Annotated in this window: 17 protein-coding genes; 3 read left to right on the top strand and 14 right to left on the bottom strand. The window is 68.4% G+C overall.

The window, feature by feature from the left end:
* Positions 1-272: 272 nt before the first annotated feature.
* The 4 genes from I4J89_RS20770 to pdxR all read right to left on the bottom strand — a co-directional run bounded on the left by I4J89_RS20770 (position 273) and on the right by pdxR (position 3,842).
* Positions 273-827, bottom strand: coding sequence for a hypothetical protein (locus tag I4J89_RS20770; protein WP_196415658.1), 555 nt, complete (start codon positions 825-827; stop codon positions 273-275).
* A gap of 33 nt (positions 828-860) precedes the next feature.
* Positions 861-1,046 (bottom strand): hypothetical protein, encoded by a 186-nt coding sequence (locus I4J89_RS20765; RefSeq protein WP_196415657.1) that lies wholly within the window; start codon positions 1,044-1,046, stop codon positions 861-863.
* Between the two features lie 810 nt (positions 1,047-1,856).
* Positions 1,857-2,090, bottom strand: a complete 234-nt coding sequence (locus I4J89_RS20760; protein WP_196415656.1) for a hypothetical protein — start codon at positions 2,088-2,090, stop codon at positions 1,857-1,859.
* Positions 2,091-2,393: 303 nt separating this feature from the next.
* Positions 2,394-3,842, bottom strand: a complete 1,449-nt coding sequence (gene pdxR, locus I4J89_RS20755; RefSeq protein ID WP_196415655.1) for a MocR-like pyridoxine biosynthesis transcription factor PdxR — start codon at positions 3,840-3,842, stop codon at positions 2,394-2,396.
* 95 nt (positions 3,843-3,937) lie between these two features.
* Between pdxR and I4J89_RS20750 the strand changes: the two genes are divergently transcribed.
* From I4J89_RS20750 to I4J89_RS20740, 3 genes are all read left to right on the top strand, one after another.
* Positions 3,938-4,243: a putative quinol monooxygenase gene (locus tag I4J89_RS20750; protein ID WP_196415654.1), complete on the top strand. Its 306-nt coding sequence runs from the start codon at positions 3,938-3,940 to the stop codon at positions 4,241-4,243.
* 667 nt (positions 4,244-4,910) lie between these two features.
* Positions 4,911-6,503: an NsdA family TPR-like regulatory protein gene (locus I4J89_RS20745; RefSeq protein ID WP_309238393.1), complete on the top strand. Its 1,593-nt coding sequence runs from the start codon at positions 4,911-4,913 to the stop codon at positions 6,501-6,503.
* Positions 6,504-6,778: 275 nt separating this feature from the next.
* Positions 6,779-8,380, top strand: coding sequence for a DUF885 domain-containing protein (locus I4J89_RS20740; protein WP_196415652.1), 1,602 nt, complete (start codon positions 6,779-6,781; stop codon positions 8,378-8,380).
* A 69-nt stretch (positions 8,381-8,449) separates the two neighbouring features.
* Here the strand turns inward: I4J89_RS20740 and I4J89_RS20735 are convergent, their stop codons facing one another.
* The 10 genes from I4J89_RS20735 to I4J89_RS20690 all read right to left on the bottom strand — a co-directional run bounded on the left by I4J89_RS20735 (position 8,450) and on the right by I4J89_RS20690 (position 18,355).
* The gene (locus I4J89_RS20735; RefSeq protein ID WP_196415651.1) at positions 8,450-8,695 is read right to left on the bottom strand and encodes a hypothetical protein; all 246 of its coding nucleotides are present in this window, start codon (positions 8,693-8,695) and stop codon (positions 8,450-8,452) included.
* Positions 8,696-8,889: 194 nt separating this feature from the next.
* Positions 8,890-9,609 (bottom strand): ABC transporter ATP-binding protein, encoded by a 720-nt coding sequence (locus I4J89_RS20730; RefSeq protein ID WP_196415650.1) that lies wholly within the window; start codon positions 9,607-9,609, stop codon positions 8,890-8,892.
* Entirely contained in the window at positions 9,582-10,412 is an 831-nt protein-coding gene (locus I4J89_RS51540; protein ID WP_196415649.1) for an ABC transporter permease, read from the bottom strand. Before I4J89_RS51540 ends, I4J89_RS20730 begins: the two co-directional genes overlap by 28 nt.
* On the bottom strand, positions 10,409-11,353 hold the full coding sequence (locus I4J89_RS20720) for an aliphatic sulfonate ABC transporter substrate-binding protein (RefSeq protein ID WP_196415648.1): 945 nt from the start codon (positions 11,351-11,353) through the stop codon (positions 10,409-10,411). The genes I4J89_RS51540 and I4J89_RS20720 overlap by 4 nt, the downstream gene beginning before the upstream one ends.
* 11 nt (positions 11,354-11,364) lie before the next feature.
* A complete protein-coding gene (locus tag I4J89_RS20715; protein WP_196415647.1) occupies positions 11,365-11,874 on the bottom strand; it encodes a flavin reductase family protein in 510 nt (169 codons plus the stop codon).
* Positions 11,871-13,040, bottom strand: coding sequence for an LLM class flavin-dependent oxidoreductase (locus tag I4J89_RS20710; protein ID WP_196415646.1), 1,170 nt, complete (start codon positions 13,038-13,040; stop codon positions 11,871-11,873). Before I4J89_RS20710 ends, I4J89_RS20715 begins: the two co-directional genes overlap by 4 nt.
* A gap of 121 nt (positions 13,041-13,161) precedes the next feature.
* Complete coding sequence (locus I4J89_RS20705; protein ID WP_196415645.1) at positions 13,162-14,055, bottom strand: LysR family transcriptional regulator; 894 nt, start codon at positions 14,053-14,055, stop codon at positions 13,162-13,164.
* 61 nt (positions 14,056-14,116) lie between these two features.
* Positions 14,117-14,752, bottom strand: coding sequence for a fasciclin domain-containing protein (locus I4J89_RS20700; RefSeq protein WP_196415644.1), 636 nt, complete (start codon positions 14,750-14,752; stop codon positions 14,117-14,119).
* 112 nt (positions 14,753-14,864) lie between these two features.
* A complete protein-coding gene (locus tag I4J89_RS20695) occupies positions 14,865-16,988 on the bottom strand; it encodes an alpha-galactosidase (protein WP_196415643.1) in 2,124 nt (707 codons plus the stop codon).
* A complete protein-coding gene (locus tag I4J89_RS20690) occupies positions 16,985-18,355 on the bottom strand; it encodes an ABC transporter substrate-binding protein (RefSeq protein WP_196415642.1) in 1,371 nt (456 codons plus the stop codon). Before I4J89_RS20690 ends, I4J89_RS20695 begins: the two co-directional genes overlap by 4 nt.
* Positions 18,356-18,365 lie beyond the last annotated feature (10 nt).

Genomic DNA, 18,365 nt, shown 5'->3' with positions numbered 1-18,365 from the left:
CGCGTTATCCCGCTGAAGGCCGCCGATGGATATCGCGTAACAGTCATCTCGGCCCGGTGGTACGCGGCACCTCCAAATGTCCCAACCCGCTGAATAATATGCTTTTTGCCGGTGCGGGACCGGCGCGCGCATCCCGGCACAACGTCACGCTCGGTAGCGCATTCGCTTCTGGCTGGCGCACGACTTTGCCGATGTGCGTGCGTGTGATCTCGCCTTGTTCGAGCGGTTTGGTGATCCCTATCTGGCAGTCGCGTTGAGGCCGGAAGGTTGGCTTAGGTCAAGAGATAGCCCCTTCGGTTCGCGGGTTGCTTCCGGTGGGCGGACGGTTGTTCGGTGCCCGTTCGCAGTGCTTCGGTCAGGTCACCAAGGGCGGCTTCGAAGCGGCCGTCGGCGGCGGCGAGGCCCGCTCGGTCGGTCAGCGCCTGAGCCAGCAATGCCGCGCCAGCAGGGTCGCCGCTGTCGTGACATTCGCGGGCAGCAACAACGCTGTCGTCGAACACGGATGCGCATCGCTGGGCCCACCGGGTGCCGCTGCGCCACTCGTCGCGTACCGCAGTTCGTACCGCCAATTGGCGACGGATCAATGCGAGTTCCGACTGGCTGGTTAGCGCGGCGGCCGACTCGGCGATGGCAGCGGTTCGAGCGCTGTACGTTTCCCGCAGATCGGGTGACCAATTAGTGATGTTCCAGCCGAATGGCGGCAGCGGGCTGTCGGCGTCCCGCTCGCTCGTGACGCTCGATGCGGCCAGCAGCGTGCTCCACATGGACGATTGGTAGCAACTCCACACCTTGCGCTCGCCGCCTTCCCGCACGATGCTGGCGAGCACCGCAAGGGCGTCCCGATCTACGACGGCTGCTGCCTACTCACAACCGTCGGCGCGCAGCATCCACGCCTGATACACCAGCAGATGAAGCAGCACTCGTTCCTGCCCCTCACCGCGGTCGATGACCTCCCGGTCGATCTCGATCGCGTCAGCGAGGACCGCGTGGGCATGGTCGGATCGTCCGGCCGCATCCGCCTGAGCGACGAACGAATGATGTCCCACAGCTGGCCGCTCCAGGTGGTGCCGTCAGGTGGGTGCTCCGGAACCATGAGCTCTGCGCAGATATCGACAGCCGCAGCATGCTGGCCGGCTTCAGCCAGACAACGCGCCCACACCGCGAGTCCAGGCAGGCTACCGTCATCCGCCCGCCGAGCCAGTTGGCCCAACTCCGCGCACACATCAAAAGCCTCGTCCCGTCGCCTCGCCTCATACAGCGCGAATTGGTAGCTGTCGAGCACGGTCACGAAGCTGCGGACATCATGGGTGGAGATGAGCGGAGACAGGCGTCCTGCCGCCACCGCTTCTTCGAGTAAACGAAGCCGGTTCGTACGAACAGTCCAGCTGTACTCAAACAGCTGCCTGGCGAGCCTCAGCCCATAGGCCTTTGGCTTCCATGCCGCCAGAGTCCGGTACGACTGCACCATTTCGGCGGTTGACGCTCGACTCTTGACCAGGACTGTCTGTGCCCAGGCGACCGCATCTTGATCAACCTTGTCAAACATCACAGGCACCGTAGCCGATCGAGCACAACGCAGTACAGGCAGCATCTACGGGAACTATTGCACTCGCCGGCCCGCAACGAACAACCACGTGCATGCACGATCTGCCGCTGGCCGTGCGCGCTAATCGTCACGCTCCCGCCGCAGCGGGCAAGCGTGGGCTGGTGCGGCATGATATTGCGGTGGCGCGTCAAGAGTTGAAGGCGAGCGCTCCTCGGCGGTCCCGAGGCGTCCTTGTCGCGGATCGTCATCACGGATGCTGACGCTCTTAATGTCTCCAGTGCGCACCAGTTCTCGGATCGTACGCATAGCGCTACCACATCTTGCCGTCTCTGAGCCGTTCGATCATCCATCGGGAGTAGCCGCTGGCCTGTACGACTTGCTCGATCTGGGTGGGTTTGGCGTGTTGCGGTAACACCTGGCCGATCATCTGCACGATGGCTTCTCGCGTATCTGCAAGCTCAAGGCTCAGGCGCCGCTCAACGTCACCCAGTCGACGCAACTCCTCGAGCCGCCAGTCGGCGAGCGGCGGATCTTCGTTGGGCACCGCTGGAGGATAACGACTCAAAGCCTGTACGGCCGAGGGATCGCCCGCCTTACCAAGGTCAGGCGAGCACTACCGCCGCTGTCCGCGTGCCGCCCACTGACGCGAACGTCACGTACCGTTCCCATTGCTGGTCACCGCCGGCATCCGCCTTTGGCAGCCGATGAGAGTGTTCGCCAAGCGGGTCCGGGAGTGGCATCCGTTCCTGTGATGGCGAGAGCACTCGACGCAGGTCTGCTTGCGTGATGATTGCGGCGAGCCGGGGCGAGTTTGGTGGTGATTGCGTGCGCTGCCGTTGTTGGGGCCTCAAGTGCTGCCATGCCAAGAAAGATCTGACGAGGACGGGCTGTGGGCATGGAGAGCCTTGGCTATCTGCATGGCGACCCACTCGGCTCGAGGTGGGGCCAGGCGGCCGTAGCCAAGGACGAGCGCCGGTGGCTGAGGACGGATCGTGTAGCGGGACAACGGGATCGCTGTTACGCCCAGGTCGGCGAGCCGGGCGACCACGGCGTGTTCGTCGGACTTCGGTGGCAGCGGCAGGGTCAGGTGCAGGCCGGCGGCTATGCCCTGGGGCGCGCCGAGCCGTCTGGTCACGTTGTGCCGTTGCAGAGCGGTGACCAGGGCATTGCGGCGAAGTCGGTAGGTCTTTCGGGTCTGTCGTAGGTGGCGGTCGTAGGCGCCGGTCTCCATGAAGTGAGCGAAGGTCAGCTGGTCCAGGATGCTGGGGCCGGCGCCGGCCGCCTCCACGGCGGCGAGCAGTGCGCGACGCCGAGCGGGTGGCGGCACCAGCCAGCCGAGTCGCAGGCCGGGGTGCAGCGTCTTGCTGGCGGAGCCCAGGTAGACCACATGGTCGCGGCTGAGGCCGGCCAGCGCGCCGACAGGGCGGCCGTCGTAGCGGAACTCGGCGTCGTAGTCGTCTTCGACGATGATTGCCGAAGCTTCGGTCGCCCAGGTCAGCAGGGCTCGGCGGCGTTCCGGAGACAGGAGGGCGCCGGTGGGGAACTGGTGGGCGGGGGCACAGATTGCTGCCGCTACGTCAGCGCGGCGAACCGCCGCGACGTCGATGCCCTTGGCGTCCACGGTGACCGGTTCGATTCGTAGTCCGGCCGCGGCGGCTACCTCTCGCAGGCGGGCCCAGCCGGGGTCTTCGACCGCGACCCCGAGTGCGACCGGGGTCAGGGTTCGGGCGACTGCGGCTATGCCGTGGGAAGTGCCGCAGGTGATGATCACGTCGTCGCTGTCCACGAGGATGCCTCGGGCGCGGCGCAGATAGGCGGCGACGGTCTGCCGGAGGCGGGGTGCTCCGGCAGGCGGCGGGAAGACCGGCGGTGACCAGGCTGGGTCGGTCAGGACGTGGTGCAGGGAACGCAGCCAGGCCGCGGCGGGGAAGCCGTTGACGTCGGGGGCGCCAGGCCGTAGATCGACATGTGACGTGGGCGGTTCGGGGTCGGCGAATTCGGCCCGGGACGGTTCGGTACGAGCGGTGGTGTAGGCGGCGATCCGGGTGCCGGAGCCCTGCCGGGTCTCCAAGTGGCCCTCGGCGGCCAACTGAACGTATGCCTCGTTGACCACCCAGCGGGAACAGCCGAGTTCGGCTGCGAGGGTACGGCTGGACGGAAGCAGATGACCAGGCGTGAGACGGCCCCGTGCGATCGCGGTCCTGATCGCGCTGGTGAGCCGCTCATGCATCGGCCGGGTGTCCTCGGGCAGCTCGATGAGCAGGGCGGTGGCGCGATTGGTCCGGTCAGCGGGCACGCGAGTGGACTGTACGCCAGGACCAGTCCTGCCTAGCGTCGGTACTCGCCGGCCCGGCGCTCAAGACCGGGCACCGAACCGGGAGCACCACACCGATGCCAGAGAATCTGACCGTCATCGCCCAGCTGAGCGCCAAGCCAGGACAGGAAACGGCGCTCCGGGAAGCCCTGACCGCGCTTGTCCCACCCACCCTGCTTGAGCCGGGCTGCATCGCCTACGACCTGCACCGCGTCGTGGACGATCACGGATCGTTCCACTTCTACGAGGTGTGGCGCAGCCCCGAGGAGCACGCCGCCAACCTGAAGACGCCGCACCTGCAAAGCTTCCTCGCGCGATCGGGCGACCTCCTGGACGGCGATATCCAAGTCACCCTGCTCCGTCGTCTCGCATCAGGGTCATGACCGGTCGGATCGCCTTCAGCAGGCGGCCCGGATTCATGTCTAAGAACGCGACCGCGAAGAGCGCGGAATCCAGCGGCTCGGCGTAGGGCGGTCGGAACCCACATCATTGCGCCGCTGCGACCAGGACGTCGCCGGCGTCCGGCCCGTCGTAGGAGCCGGTTTCATAGCAGACCTTCGGGTCGACGGGGTCGAGCTCGCCGCCCGCGGGCGGCGAGCTCTTGGTGGCGCATCAGCATCCGACTTTGCCGATGTGAGTATGTTGATCAGTCAAGGAAACCATGGGGTCTCCAAGACCGCATACCGTAAGGGGTTCTGGCCAAACAGGCTCAAGTTAGCGGTTTCACTATCTGTCACCGTCACGATCTTGGCCCCCAGCGCCGGATTTCCATTCCCTCACCAACTCCCTGAGCCGTCGGCTCGGTGCAGGCCTGACGGAGAAGAGCGCAAGGGCAATAACTAGAATGACTGCCAAAGAGACAATGGCCGTCCATCCGTTCATCGCCAATGACGCCACAACATCAATGCTGATGTCGTTGGGGCCAGACGGCAATAGATCAGTGGGTGTCTGATGGTCCATTGAGTGGAACCTCCCTGTCCAATCCCAGAAGGTGGCTAAGGAGAAGGGTGCGGGCCCGACGAGCCATGCTGGTATGTGCGTCGAACGCACATGTGCGCCGCGCACTCCGTTGAAGTCGTTGATGTGCGGGCGGCGCACATTTTGCCGCCGCTCCTTCACGTAACACGGGACCCGACGTACCGTAGGCGCTGCAAACCTCGCACAGGGAGCGCCATGTCGGGTCCAGCCAGCGACAGAGTTGCCATAAAGGCGATCATCGAGATGTCACGACGCGGTAGCTGGGCGGTTGCTGTCACTGTTCAGGAGCTGCAGAGTCGCTGTCGAGTCAGTCGACTGCGTGCATACCGCCTAGCGCATGGATGGACGCTCAACGAGGTCGCCACACGTATCAAGGAACTAGCAGTGGCACATGGTAAGACAGCCCCACGGTTGACGCACGACAGGATCTCTCGCTGGGAAAACGGTGACGAGCGTCCCTCGTTTCAGTATCTTGACCTCTTGTGCCAGCTTTATCATGCCCGACCAGATCTACTTGGATACGGCGTTGATTACGCCAGCAATGAAGACGTGCCGACGTCGACGGAAGCGGCATTCCTGAACCAAGATGCCAATGACGCGAATGCTGAGAATCGGAGCCGAATGGAACGCCGAGAGGCCATACGAGGCCTGCTATCCGCCGCTGGCTTTGGGCTCAGCGCGCCTGCGCTCAACGCACTTGACCGAACCCGGCAGCTCATGGCCGAGACGTTGGAGCGACGCAATGTCGGCGACTCCACCGTCGACTGGTGGGAGCAGAGGGCGACACAGCACGGAAGCTCCTACCGTGTACGTTCGGCGGGTCAGTTAATTGGCGATGCCGTTCTTGACTTTGACGATTTGCAACAACTTCTCGACCAGCGACAAGGCTTGGAGGTTAGGCGGCGCCTGACTTCCGTGGCAGCGCAGCTGGCCGGACTGATTGGCGTCTTGTGCGTTGATCTTGGGGAACCTGGACAGGCGAATAGGTGGTTCCACACAGGCCAATTGGCCGCAGAGGATGTGGGCGATCGGGCATTACGCGCTTGGCTCCGCACGCGCGAAGCCCTCGTGTCCCTGTATTACGCCAGCCCCGCCGACGCAGCGGCCCTCGCACAGTCGGCGCGGCACCTAGCCGGAAATATCAAGTGCGTGGCGGCCGCCATGGCACCCGCAGTGCAGGCCCGCGCACTAGCACGGTTAGGGCGCGAACGGGAGGCCACGGTTGCGATTCAACATGCAGCCAGGGTATTTGAAATTCTGCCGGACACGTCGAATGCCGGCGTGTTTGGTTTTGGTGAGCAGAAGCTACGGTTCTACGAGGGAAACGTATTGGCCCGTGCCGGTATGACCCGGGATGCGCTGCAGGCGCAGAGCCGGGCGTTACGCCTCTATTCCGCCTCTGATTTGGTCGATCGAGGTCACGTCTACCTCGACCGAGCAGTTTGCTTACTGCGAGCAGGTCATCTAGAAGAAGCCTGTCAGTCCACCTCTAGAACTCTACTGGACTTGCCTCTACAGGCTGGCATCGGCGCTGTCCTTGCCGAGGCCCAAGAGGTAAGAGCGGCGATCCCGCTTCGCTATCACACCGACAAGAACATGAAGGACCTGGAAGAGGTCATCCGTGTACGTTGCGCTGACCTCGTCAATAGGCAACCCTCACTGTGAAGGTCGCATCCTCTGTACGCTCCAGTCCTATTCACGGTCATCAGGGATCGATAATAGGCAAGTCACGGTGCACTACTATGTCTTACGCGGTCTTCACACTCCTATGCCGCCGATGGTGCGCGCCGGCCGTTGACGAGCCATCACGCACCGTAGTAGCCGTCCCGGCGGGCTGGCCCTGACAAGGAGCCGATGAGCGGAGGTTGTCAGCTGCTGCTTCGAACCACATAGAGGCAAGTCATCGCCTGCAAGCAGGACCGGGCATTAGCATCGCCTGCGTGATCGAGGACTTCGCGAGCCGGCTCCTGCGCGACGTGGCCCGCCTCGACCCTTGCACGGCAGTGGTCGAGGCCGGCGAGCAGGAGGTCGACGGGCTTACCGACTACAGTCCGGACGGCCACCAGGCCCGCGCCGATCTCGCCGCCAGCGCCCTGCGCGAGCTCGAGACTCTGCCCCCGACGAGCCCGCTGCACGGCCATCTCGCCGAACGGCTGCGCGCCCGCATCGTTTTCCACGATGCCGGGGAGGACCTGCGCGAACTGCATGCGGCGGCCACCGGCCCGCTCCAGCTCATCCGCCAGTGCGTCCAGGCCGCGGTGCCCGCCCGCGACGCCGAGGACGCAACTTACGAGGATGGCTGGGCACATGTCGCCGCGCGCCAGGCTGCGATCCCCGCGACCCTGGCCGGGTACGCCCGCAGCCTCATGCTCGCCGCCGCGCGCGGTCATCTGCCGACGCGGCGCCAAGTGGACCTCGTGACGCGGCGCTGCCGTAACTGGGTCGACGACGACATCGCCCTGGTGGAACGCTACGGCGACGGGCCACAGCGAACTGCGTTGCAGGCAGCAGCACAGGGCGCGCAGGAGGCGTACCGGAGATTGGCCGCGATGCTGACCGCGGACCTGGCACCGCAGGCGCGCAGCGAGGAGGCTTTCGGGCCGCAGCGGTACGCGCTTTGGGTGCGGACCTTCCTCGGGATCGAGCCGGATCTGCGCGAGCTCTACGACTGGGGCTGGGACGAGTTCAGCGCGATCGAGAAGGAATTGGTCGCGGAGGCGAAGCTCCTGGGCGGGACCGTGCCCGAGGCGATCGACCGGCTCGACAGCCCCGACGCACCAGGCACCCTGCACAGCCGGGCCGCGTTCGGTGCGTGGCTTCAGGAGCTGCTGGAAACCACCACCCAGCAGCTGCGCGGCGTGCATTTCGACATCCCCGAGCCGCTGCGACGCATCGAGTCCCGGCTGACCGTGTCGGGCGGCATCGCCTACATCGGGCCATCGCAGGACTTAACGCGGCCCGGCCGGGTTTGGTGGCTCCTGCCCGAGGGCCAGGAAAACTTCCCCACCTGGTGGGCCCACAGCACCGCGTACCACGAGGGCGTTCCCGGCCACCACCTCCAGATCGGCTACGAGGCCTGCCAGGGCGGCCTTGGGCAGCGGCTGAACCTGCTCGGCGGACTTTCCGGCTGTCAAGAGGGCTGGGCCCTGTACGCCGAACGGTTCATGGACGAACTCGGCCTCTACCAGCAGCCGGGCGCACGACTGGGCTACCTGTTCTCGCAGCTGCTACGGGCCGCGCGGGTCGTGCTCGACATCGGCCTGCACCTGCGGCTGCCGGTGCCGTCCGCCAGCGGCGCATCGTGGACGCCGGATGCCGCATTGCAACTGCTGCACGACCGCTGTCATCAAGGGCCGTATGCGGCCATGGAGCTGGCGCGCTATCTGGGCAGGCCCGGCCAGGCCCTGACCTACAAGGTCGGTGAGCGGGTGTGGCTAACAGGCCGCTCATCCTTTCGCGGCGACCGGCGAGCATTCCACCGCCGAGCGTTGGAACTCGGCTCGCTGGGATTGGACCAGTTGGAGGGGGCGCTGACCGGATGACCGCCCGCCACGTCCGGATCCGCTGTCCGAGCGCTCGGCGGACCAGCAGTTGACCTGACGATGTGAGTCCTAGCCGACGAAAGGCCGATATCGCAGCGCCTCGTCGATGACATCGTCGACGCTCAGTTCAGGGGCCCGCCAAAAGAGAAGATCGGCGACTCCGGGGTACAGCAGCAGCTTCTCAAGTTCGTCGAAAAGTTCGCCGCTCGCTTCATCTGGCAGTCTTGGGGCTCGCAGGCGGTGGATGAGATCCCGTGCTCGCCGACGCTTCGAGTCGTCGAGCGTCCGCCCCACCGAAGGTTCGCCAGACTTCACCTTGGCACGGTAGCCCGAATGCCCAGCAGCGCGACCGCAGGCCCTGGAACGGTGTCCGCATCCGCAGACAACGCGCGGTCTTGGCTCGCACCGGCTCGATCGCCGGCACTCACCGTAGTCGCCCTTGACGACGCAGCCGACTGCTCCGCGGCGAAGCCGCGGTTGGAGCCGGAGGCTGAACGGCAAGCTGACCGTCAGCCCGCCGCGGGGACGCCGAGCCGGTCGAGGAGGTGGCGGCGCAGCCCGCCGAAGCCCGGGTCGTCCTGGTGCCGCGGCCGTGGCAGCGAAACGGCGATCTCCTCGGCGATCCGCCCGCCGTCCAGGACGAGCGCCCGGTCGGCGAGCAGCAGCGCCTCGTCGACGTCGTGGGTTACCAGCAGGGCGGCGAAACCGTGCCGCTGGCGCAGGCGTTCGAGCAGCTGCTGCATCCGCAGCCGGGTCAGCGCGTCGAGCGCGCCGAACGGCTCGTCGAGCAGCAGCAGTTCCGGTTCGCGGACCAGCGCGCGGGCGACGGCGACACGCTGGGCCTGGCCGCCGGAGAGCTCGGCCGGCCAGGAGTCGCCCCGATCACCGAGGCCTACCTCGGCGAGCGCGGCTAGGGCCCGGCCGCGGGTGTCGGCTCCGGTCAGGCCGAGCGCCACGTTGTCGGCGACCCGCTTCCAGGGGAGCAGCCGGTGCTCCTGGAAGACCACGCCGAAGTGCTCCGGCACCTCGATGTCGCCGGTCGCGTCGGGGTCGAGGCCGGCGAGTGCGCGCAGCAGCGTACTTTTGCCGGATCCGCTGCCGCCGAGCAGGGCTACGACTTCGCCGCGCCCGACCGTCAGGTCGGCGCCGTCGAGCACGACCGTGCCGCCGAAGGCGCGGCGCAGCCCGGTGACCCGGACCGTCAGGTTGCTTGCAGACCGCGTCGCCACGCGAGTGTCCTCCGTTCCGCCGTGCGGATCAGTACGTCCGAGAGCAGGCCGAGCAGCGCGTAGACGAGCAGGCCGAAGACCACGACGTCGGTCTGGGCGAACTCACGGGCCTCCATCATCAGGAAGCCGATGCCGGTCTGCGCGTTGACCTGTTCACCGACGACCAGGCTCAGCCAGGCCGCGCCGATCGCCAGGCGCAGGCCGAGGAAGAGTGACGGCAGAGCGCCCGGCAGCACGACGTGGCGCAGCCGCTGCCACTGGCCCAGCCCGCACGTCTTGGCCGCTTCCACGAGCCGCTGGTCGATGTCGCGGATCCCGGCGTACGTGTTGAAGTAGAGCGGGAAGAAGCTGCCCAGCGCGACCAGCGAGATCTTGAGCTCCTCGCCGATGCCCACCCAGATGATCAGCAGCGGGACCAGGCCGAGGTGGGGCAGCATCCGGGCCATCTGCACCGGCGGGTCGATGACGTTGTCGCCCAGGCGCAGCAGCGCGGCGGCGGCGCCCAGGGCCACCGCGAGGACTCCGCCGATCAGCAGCCCGACCGCGGCCCGGGTCAGCGAGGCGACCAGGTGGTCGGTCAGCGCACCCTCGGTGGCCAGCCGCCAGCCGGTCCGTACGACGACGCTCGGTGCGGGCACCTTGTCGTCGGGCAGCACCCCGGTACGGGAGCCCGCCTCCCAGAGCACGACCAGGGCGATCGGGCTGACCAGCCGATACCAGCGGCGTGGCCGGCGGACCCGGGCCGGTGCCGGCGCGGGTGTCGTGGTGGTGACCGCGGGCGCGGTCCCGGTCGTGCTGGTCACAGGAACGCCTCGTTGAACTGCTCGTCGATGCGGGCTTTCATGTCGACCTCGACCGGGATCAGCCCGAGTTTGGTGAACCCGTCGGCGATGGTCTGCAGCTCGGCGCCGACGTCCGCGGTGACCGGGGCGAGCGGCTTGGCGCTGCGGGCGAGCGCGCGCTTGGTGGTGGGCTCGTCGATCTTCAGCTCGGGCGCGAGGATCTTCGCCCGCTCGTCGGCGTTGGCGATGCCCCAGTCGGTGGTGGCGCGGTACCTGCCGAGGAACTCGCTGATCAGGTCGGCCTTGCCGGTGACCGCGTCGGGTGCCGCGAGGATGTACTCGCGGTTGTTCGCCAGGTTCGTCGCGTCGGCCAGGATCTGCACGCCGGGCTGCTCGGCGAGCGCGAAGTACGGATCCCAGATGATCCACGCGTCGACCTGGTCGTTGTCGAAGGCGGGGCGGCCCTCGGCCGGCTTGAGGTATTTGACGTTGATGTCGTCGATGGCCAGGCCGGACTGCTCCAGGAGCTTGACCAGCAGCCAGTTGACGTTGGAGCCCTTGTTGAGCGCGACGGTCTTGCCCTTGAGGTCGGCGAAGGACTTGAAACCCTTGGCGGACTTGACCAGGACCGCCTCGCCCTGCGGGACGGGCTCGCTCGTACCGATGATCTTGAAATCGATCTTGCCGGCGGCGGCGAAGATGGGCGGCGCCTCGCCCACCTGGCCGATGTCGATGGCGCCGGCCTTGAGCGCCTCGGTCAGCGCCGGGCCGCTCTCGAACAGCGACCACTCCGCGCCGGGCGCGTCGCCGCGCGCCTTGGACAGGCTCAGCCCGCCGAAACGCTGGTAGCCGATGCGCAGCTTGCCGGGCGCCGCGCTGGTGCCGGCGCCCTCCTCGCCGCAGCCGGCGAGGAAGGCGGCGGCGAGCGTGCCGGTCAGAAGCCGGCGGCGGGAAGTGGGCATGGGAATTCCTTTCAGCTGTACGGGGAGAGGCGGCCGAAGCCGGATCGGTGGAAGACCAGCGGACCGCCGGCCTGGTCCGCCCGGTGGTCCACGGCGTGCAGCCGCAGCAAGACGATGAGGTGGTCGCCGGCCTCGACCTCGCGGTAGATCGAGCAGTCGAAGCGAGCCAGGCCGTCGTCGACGGTGACGGCCCCGGTCTCGGCCACCGACGCCGCGATGCCGTCGAAGCGGTGCTCGACCGGGCCGGCGAGCCGCCGGCAGATCTCGCCGTGGTGCGCGGCGAGCACGGTGACCCCGAGGTGGTTGGCGCGGCGCAGGTCCGGCCAGGTCTTGGAGGTACGCGCGATGGAGACCGAGACCAGCGGCGGATCGAGGCTCACCGACGTGAACGAGCTGGCGGCCAGACCCACCAGGTCGCCGTCGACGGCGGCCGCGACGGCCACCACGCCGCTGGGGAAGACCCCGAACGCCTGGCGCAGCCGTACCGGGTCGAGATCCTGGTTGGTGGTGAAGGTGCTCACGGCCGGGTCCGGCCGGCGGCGGCGAACGGCACGGCGCTGTTGCGGTGCCGCCGGGGCCGCTCGTCCTTCCACAGGCCGCGCTCGGCGAGGACCGGCAGCACTCCCTCACCGAACCAGTACGCGCCCTCCAGATGCGGGTACGCCGACAGCACGAACTCCTCGATGCCGAGCGCCGCGTACTCGGCGATCCGGTCGGCGACCTGCTCGTGGCTGCCGACCAGCGCGGTGCCGGCACCGCCGCGGACCAGCCCGACCCCGGCCCACACGTTCGGGTAGATCTCCAGGTCGTCGGTCTTGCCGCCGTGCAGGGCCAGCATCCGCTTCTGCCCCTCGGACTCGCTGAGCCTCAGACCCTGCTGCACCTTGGCGACGGTCTCCGGGTCGATCCCGGCGAGCAGGCGGTTCGCCTCGGCCCAGGCCTCCTCGGCGGTGTCCCGGGTGATCGTGTGCATGCGGATGCCGAACCGGATCGGCCGGTGGTCCGGTCCGCGGCCCTGCTCGGCGGCCAGTTTCCGGATCCAGGCGATCTTCTCGGCCACCGCCGCCGGCGGTTCGCCCCAGGTCAGGTAGACGTCGGCATGTCTGGCCGCGACGACTCCGGCGGCCGGTGACGAGCCGCCGAAGTAGATGTCCGGGATCGGGTCGGGGATCTGGCCCAGCGCGGCGGCGTCCACCGAGAGGTGTTCGCCGTGGAAGTCGACGGTCTCGCCGGCCCACAGCCGCCGCACGATCTCCAGGAACTCGTCGCACCGGCGGTAGCGGGCGTCCTTGTCCAGGTAGTCGCCGTACATCCGCTGCTCGTGGCTCTCGCCGCCGGTCACCACGTTGAGCAGCAGCCGGCCGCCGGACAGGTTTTGGAAGGTGCCGGCCATCTGCGCGGCCAGGTACGGCGAGACCACGCCGGGGCGGAAGGCGACCAGGAATTTCAGGCGGGTGGAGGTCTGGCTGAGCATCGCGGTGCTGAGCCAGGCGTCCTCGCACCAGGCGCCGGTCGGGGTCAGCGCGGCATCGAAACCGTTGTCCTCGGCGGCGCGGGCCACCTGGGTCAGGTAGGCCACGTCGGCGGGGCGGCCGGAGTTGCCGGCGGCCAGGCCGTGCCCGCCGCCCACCACCTGCCGGCCGTCGCCGCCGTTCGTCGGGAGGAACCAGTGGAACTTGAGGGACATGGGTGTCCTTCCGATCGAGCATTCGATGCAATGCCTATAGACTCACTAGATTTTGTGGGTTAGGCAAGTGCGGGGCGCACGGACGTGCCGAACACCCGATCGGTGGATCCGTTCACACAGGTCAGGAGGCGGCGAGCCGGATGATCGTCTCCTCGAAGCCGGCGACCGCCGGCGGCACCCGATCGAACCGGCGCCGCAGCAGCAGCATCATGACCGGCGGCACCTCCTCGGCGAGCGGGCGCGCGGTGATGACACCGGCCTGCTCGAGCGGATCGCCCACGATGCTGTAGTCCGGCAGGATGGTCGGGCCCATACCCATGGCGACCAGCACCTTGCCCATCTCGGCGCCGTCGGTCGAGAACGTCTCCGGCGGCGGGGACTCCCCGAACAGCCGCTGGGCGAGCCGGTGCATCAGATAGCCGGGGCGCATCGCCACGAACGGGCGGGCCCGCAGGTCGTCCACGCGTACCCGGTCCAGAGCGGTAAGCGGGTCGTCCGTGCGGCAGCACACCGCCGGGACGCCGTGCAGCAACACCGTCTGGCTCAGCGTCGCCGGGATGTCGTCACCGGGAAACGCGTTCACCAGGCCGACGTCCAGGCGCCCTTCGAGCAGGCTCTCCTGGATGTCGGCCTGGAGCATGGTGGCCACGTCGACGGTGGTGCTGGGGTGGCCGGCGCTGAATTCGCGTACCGCCGGCACCAGCAGCGCCGACGTGCCGGCGTTGACCGTGCCGACGCGGATGGCCCGGTTCGTCCGGGCATGGTCCTGGGCCGCGGCCTTCAGCTGCGCGACCCCGGCCAGGATCTCGGCCATCAGCGGCAGCAGATCCCGGCCTTCCCGGCTGACGCGCGCGCCGGATCGGTGCCGCTCCAGCAGGGGTACGCCGAGCTCGCGCTCGAGGCCGCTGATGGCCTCGCTCAGCGCGGACTGGGAGAGGTGCAGGTGCTCACCGGCGCGGCGAAGGGACCCGTGGCGTATCACAGCCGTCAGATACTCCAGCTGCTCGATACGCATCCCCGCGGACTCCCTTCGCCGCAGGCGAGACTACGCGCCCGGCCGGCTGCCGGGCCGCGGGTCAGGGCAGATTGATCGGGCGCAGCACCCGGTCGATGCCGTGCGCGATCTGCCGGTTGCCCTTGTTGATGTCGAACCTGATCACTCGCGGGTTGCGGTCACTGCGGTCCGCGTCGATCAGCGCGACCCGCTTCCAGTGACGCCCGTACACGTTGACCTTGACGGTCGAGCCGGCGGCCGTCTTCAGGCGCGCGCCGTCGGCCTTGAGCGCCGCCTTCCGGTTGATCGTGGCGCCCGGTACGACGTGGTACAGCAGGACCGACTCGACGGTGTCGATGCCCAGCCCGGCCACCGCGGTGAACGCCTTCTTCTCGCCCGGCAGCCGCTTGGTGTGCTTGATGTCGGCGACCAGCCGGCGGAAGGCCAGGTCGTTCGGGATGAAGGCGGTGACCCGCGTCTTCCCGTCGGCCAGCACGCCGACCGGGCTGGACGGCTTGGCCTTCAGCACGGCACCGACCGCGGCGGTCAGGATGTCGAAGTCGTGGCCGTTGCGGTCGAAGCCACTCTTGTCCGCGGTCAGCACCGCGGCGAGCGACCTGGTCTTGAGCGGCTTGCCGTGTGCAGCGGCCGGCGCGGCCGCGAGGGTGGAGGCGACGACGGCGGCGGTCGCCACGGCGGCGAAACGGTTGAGCCTCATCGAAGTGCGTCCTTTCCGGGTACGGGGTGGTGGCTCCGGTGCCACCACCCCGTACTTCGCTCGCATCGCCCGCAGTGGATGCAGCTGATCGGTGCGAGTTCCGGTGGCGCGCTCACCGCCGGGTGGCGTGCAGCAGGACCAGGCGCTCCGGGAACAGCACGGGAGCCTGCACTCCCGCGACGGCGAGCGTCCGGCCGCTGAGTTCGACGCCGGCGTCCCACCACGGCAGGGCGTGCTTCGTCGGCGCGTGCAACTCGTCGCCCGGGGGCAGCGGGGCCAGGCGGTAGGTGGCGTCCGGGCTCAGTCCGGGCAGGCGGACCTGACCGGGCGGCGACCACACGGCGGTGGCGGTGCTCGCTATCGCGTACACGGCCTGGGAGAGGTCGGCGGCGACGATCCCGTGCACCCACAGCGATGGGTCCGGGTGGTCGGAGCGGACGACGGTGCCGTTGTGCAGCAGGCCGCGCAGCTGTTTGTAGAGCCGCACCCAGGCGGCGAGGCGATCCCGTTCGGCCTCGCCGGCCCGGGTGAGGTCCCACTCGATGCCGAAGTGGCCGAACAGTGCGGTCCCGGCGCGGAAGTCGATGGTGTGCACCCGGCCGGTGGTGTGCGAGACGGTCGGCCCGACGTGGGCGCCGATCATCTCCGGTGGCACCAGAAGGCCGGTCCATCGCTGGATCGCCTGCCGCTCCAGGGCGTCGTTGCAGTCGCTGGTCCAGATCCGGTCGGTGCGCTCGAGGATGCCGAGATCGACGCGGGAGCCGCCGGAGGAGCAGGACTCGATCTCCACGTGCGGATGCCGGGTACGGAGCTCGTCCAGCAGCCGGTACACCTGGAGGGTCTGCACGTGGACGCCGGCCGCGCCGCCGGGGGAGTGCCCGGCGTCGATGAGGTCACGGTTGTGGTCCCACTTCAGGTAGCCGATGTCGTACTCGGACAGCAGCGCGTCCAGGCGTTCCAGCAGGTAGGCGTACGCGCCGGCGTGGCCCAGGTCGAGGACCTGCTGGTAGCGGGCCTCCGGTGGCAGCCGCGCGCCGGTCTGCATGATCCACTCGGGGTGGGCCCGGGCCAGGTCGGAGTCCGGGTTGACCATCTCCGGTTCGACCCAGAGCCCGAACTGCATCCCGAGCCCGCGGACGTGGTCGACGAGCGGGTGCAGGCCTTTGGGCCAGACCGTCTCGTCGACGTACCAGTCACCGAGCCCGGCCCGTTCGTGCCGGCGGTGCCGGAACCATCCGTCGTCGAGCACGAACCGCTCGACGCCGACCCGCGCCGCGATGTCGGCGAGCCCGGTCAGCTTCGTCAGGTCGTGGTTGAAGTACACCGCCTCCCAGGTGTTGAGGATGACCGGGCGCGGTGAGCGGGGATGCTGCGGCCGGGAGCGCAGGTGTCGGTGGAACCGGTGGGAGAGCTCGTCGAGGCCGTCGCCGTACGAGCCGTACAGCCACGGGCTCCGGTAGGACTCGGCGGGCGCCAGCCGGACCTCGCCGGCCAGCAGCAACTCGCCGCCGCCGAGGAGCGACACCCCGGTGGAGGTACGTTCGGCGAGCGTACGGTGATTGCCGCTCCAGGCCACATGGACGCCCCACACCTCGCCGCAGTCGAAGCCGAACCCGGTCGTGCCGGCGGCCAGGACGATCGAGGCGTCCGCGCCGGTCCGCCCGCGCCGGTTCTCCCGCAGCCGGGTGCCGACCGTGAACGGCTGCCGTTGCGGGATCCGTTCGCGCAGGTGCCGTCCGGTGAAGTCGAGAATCTCCGTGGCGTACGTCGGAACCGGCAGGGTGGGCAGCACACCGTCGAGCAGGAACACCGACGCCCCCTCGTTGGTCACCGTGACCCGCTGCCGCACCAGCCCGGACTCGGTCATCTCCAGTTCCAGCACCACCGACAGGCCGGCCGCCTCGTCGTCGGCCCGTACCGTGAGCCGCCGGCCGTGCCGCTCGATCTGCTCGACGGTGAACGCGGTGGAGAACGCGGCGCCGTCCCGGTGCCCGGTCAGCCCCGGCGTGCCGACCCAGCCCACCGACTGTTCCGGCAGCACGCTGATCGGCACCGGCGTGTCGATGGCGTTGGAGACCGGTTGCGGCGTCGCGGCCAGCGCCAGCGCGGCGAGCTCCGCGGTGGTGACCTCGCCGAGGTCGGCACCCCAGTGCAGCACCCGCGGCAGCAGCGGACCGGTGCAGTCCAGCGCCAGGCTCACCCCCTCGCCGCGCCAGTGCAGCAATTCACCGGTCACTGCGCCACCTCGAACAGGGCGTTGAGGTTGTCGTTGAGGCCGGTGAGCGAGCTGACCGACTCCTCGCCGAGGTAGACGGCGTCGAGCCGGGGCACCAGCAGGGCGGTGATGTCGGCGGCGTTGGTGGTCACCGGGAACAGGAACGTCGTCTTCTCCTTGACCTGATCGGTGAAGGGGGTGACGTCGAGGTCGCGCTCCTGCTTGTTGTAGGCGATGGCCCGCTCGGTGGCCGCCGGCCGGGCCGGGAACACCACACCGGAGTCGGCGATCATGTTCTGGCACTCGGCCCCGGACATGAACTTCACCCACTTCGCCGCGTTCTCCGGCTGCTTGGACAGCGTGGTGATGGAGTCGGCGAGCCCGTTGAACATCGACGCGCGCTTGCCGCTCGGCCCGATCGGGGTCGGGGCGATGCCGACCTCGAGCTTCGCGCCGGTCTCGTCGGTGAGCTTGGCGAACGTGGAAATCATCCAGGATCCGCTGATGCCCATGGCGGCGATGCCGGACTGGATCTGCTTGTCCGTACCGATCGGGTTGCTGCCGCCGATCTCGGCGTAGCTTGGCATGTAGCCCTTCTCGGCCAGCCCGAAGTACCAGCTCAGGGTGTCCTGGAAGGCCGGCTGGTCGAGGTTGAACCGGGTGCCCCACGGGTTCTTGTCGGTGACCTGCCAGCCGGTGCTGCCGGTGAACGCCGACCACTGGGTCTGCCCCCAGCCGCCACCTCCGCCGCCCTCCGACGCGAAGCCGTGGACCCGGACGTTCTCCTTGTCGAAGCCGGGCTCGTCACCGCGTACCCCGTTGGTGTCGATCGTCAGATGCGCGACCAGCTTCTCGAAGCTGCCGCCGTCGGCCGGATTCCAGGTCAGGTTCCGCAGGTCAGCTTCGCTGACCCCGGCATCCTTGATGGCGGCGCGGTCATAGAAGATCGCGACGGTGTCCCAATCCTTCGGTACGCCGTACCGCTTGCCGTCCTGGCCCTTCCACAGCGCGGCCAGGCCCTCCTGGTAGTCGCTGTCCTGGATGTCGCTGGTCGGTCCGAGGTCGTCGAGTGGCCGCAGCACCTCGAGGTCGACGTACTGGGCAAACTTCGCCAGGTGGTCGGTGAACACGTCCGGTGCGGTGTCGGCGATGAAGCCGGCGGTGATCTTGGACCAGTAGGTGTCCCAGCCGTTCTGGGTGATCCGCACGCTCAGGCCGGGGTTCTGCTGCTGGAAGGCGTCCGCGCACTGCTGGTAGCCGGGTTGCTGGGCCGAGTCCCACAGCCAGTAGTCGATGACACCGATGGTGCCGGTGCCGGTGTTGCCGCACGCGGCGGTGAGCAGGCCGAGGGCCAGCGCGGCCGCCCCGGTCCGGATTCGCTTGATCACGGCGTCCCCC

Source organism: Actinoplanes aureus (assembly GCF_015704865.1).
Classification (GTDB): domain Bacteria; phylum Actinomycetota; class Actinomycetes; order Mycobacteriales; family Micromonosporaceae; genus Actinoplanes; species Actinoplanes aureus.
The sequence above is the reverse complement of the archived record's forward strand: the minus strand, read 5'-3'. Positions and strand labels throughout refer to the sequence as shown.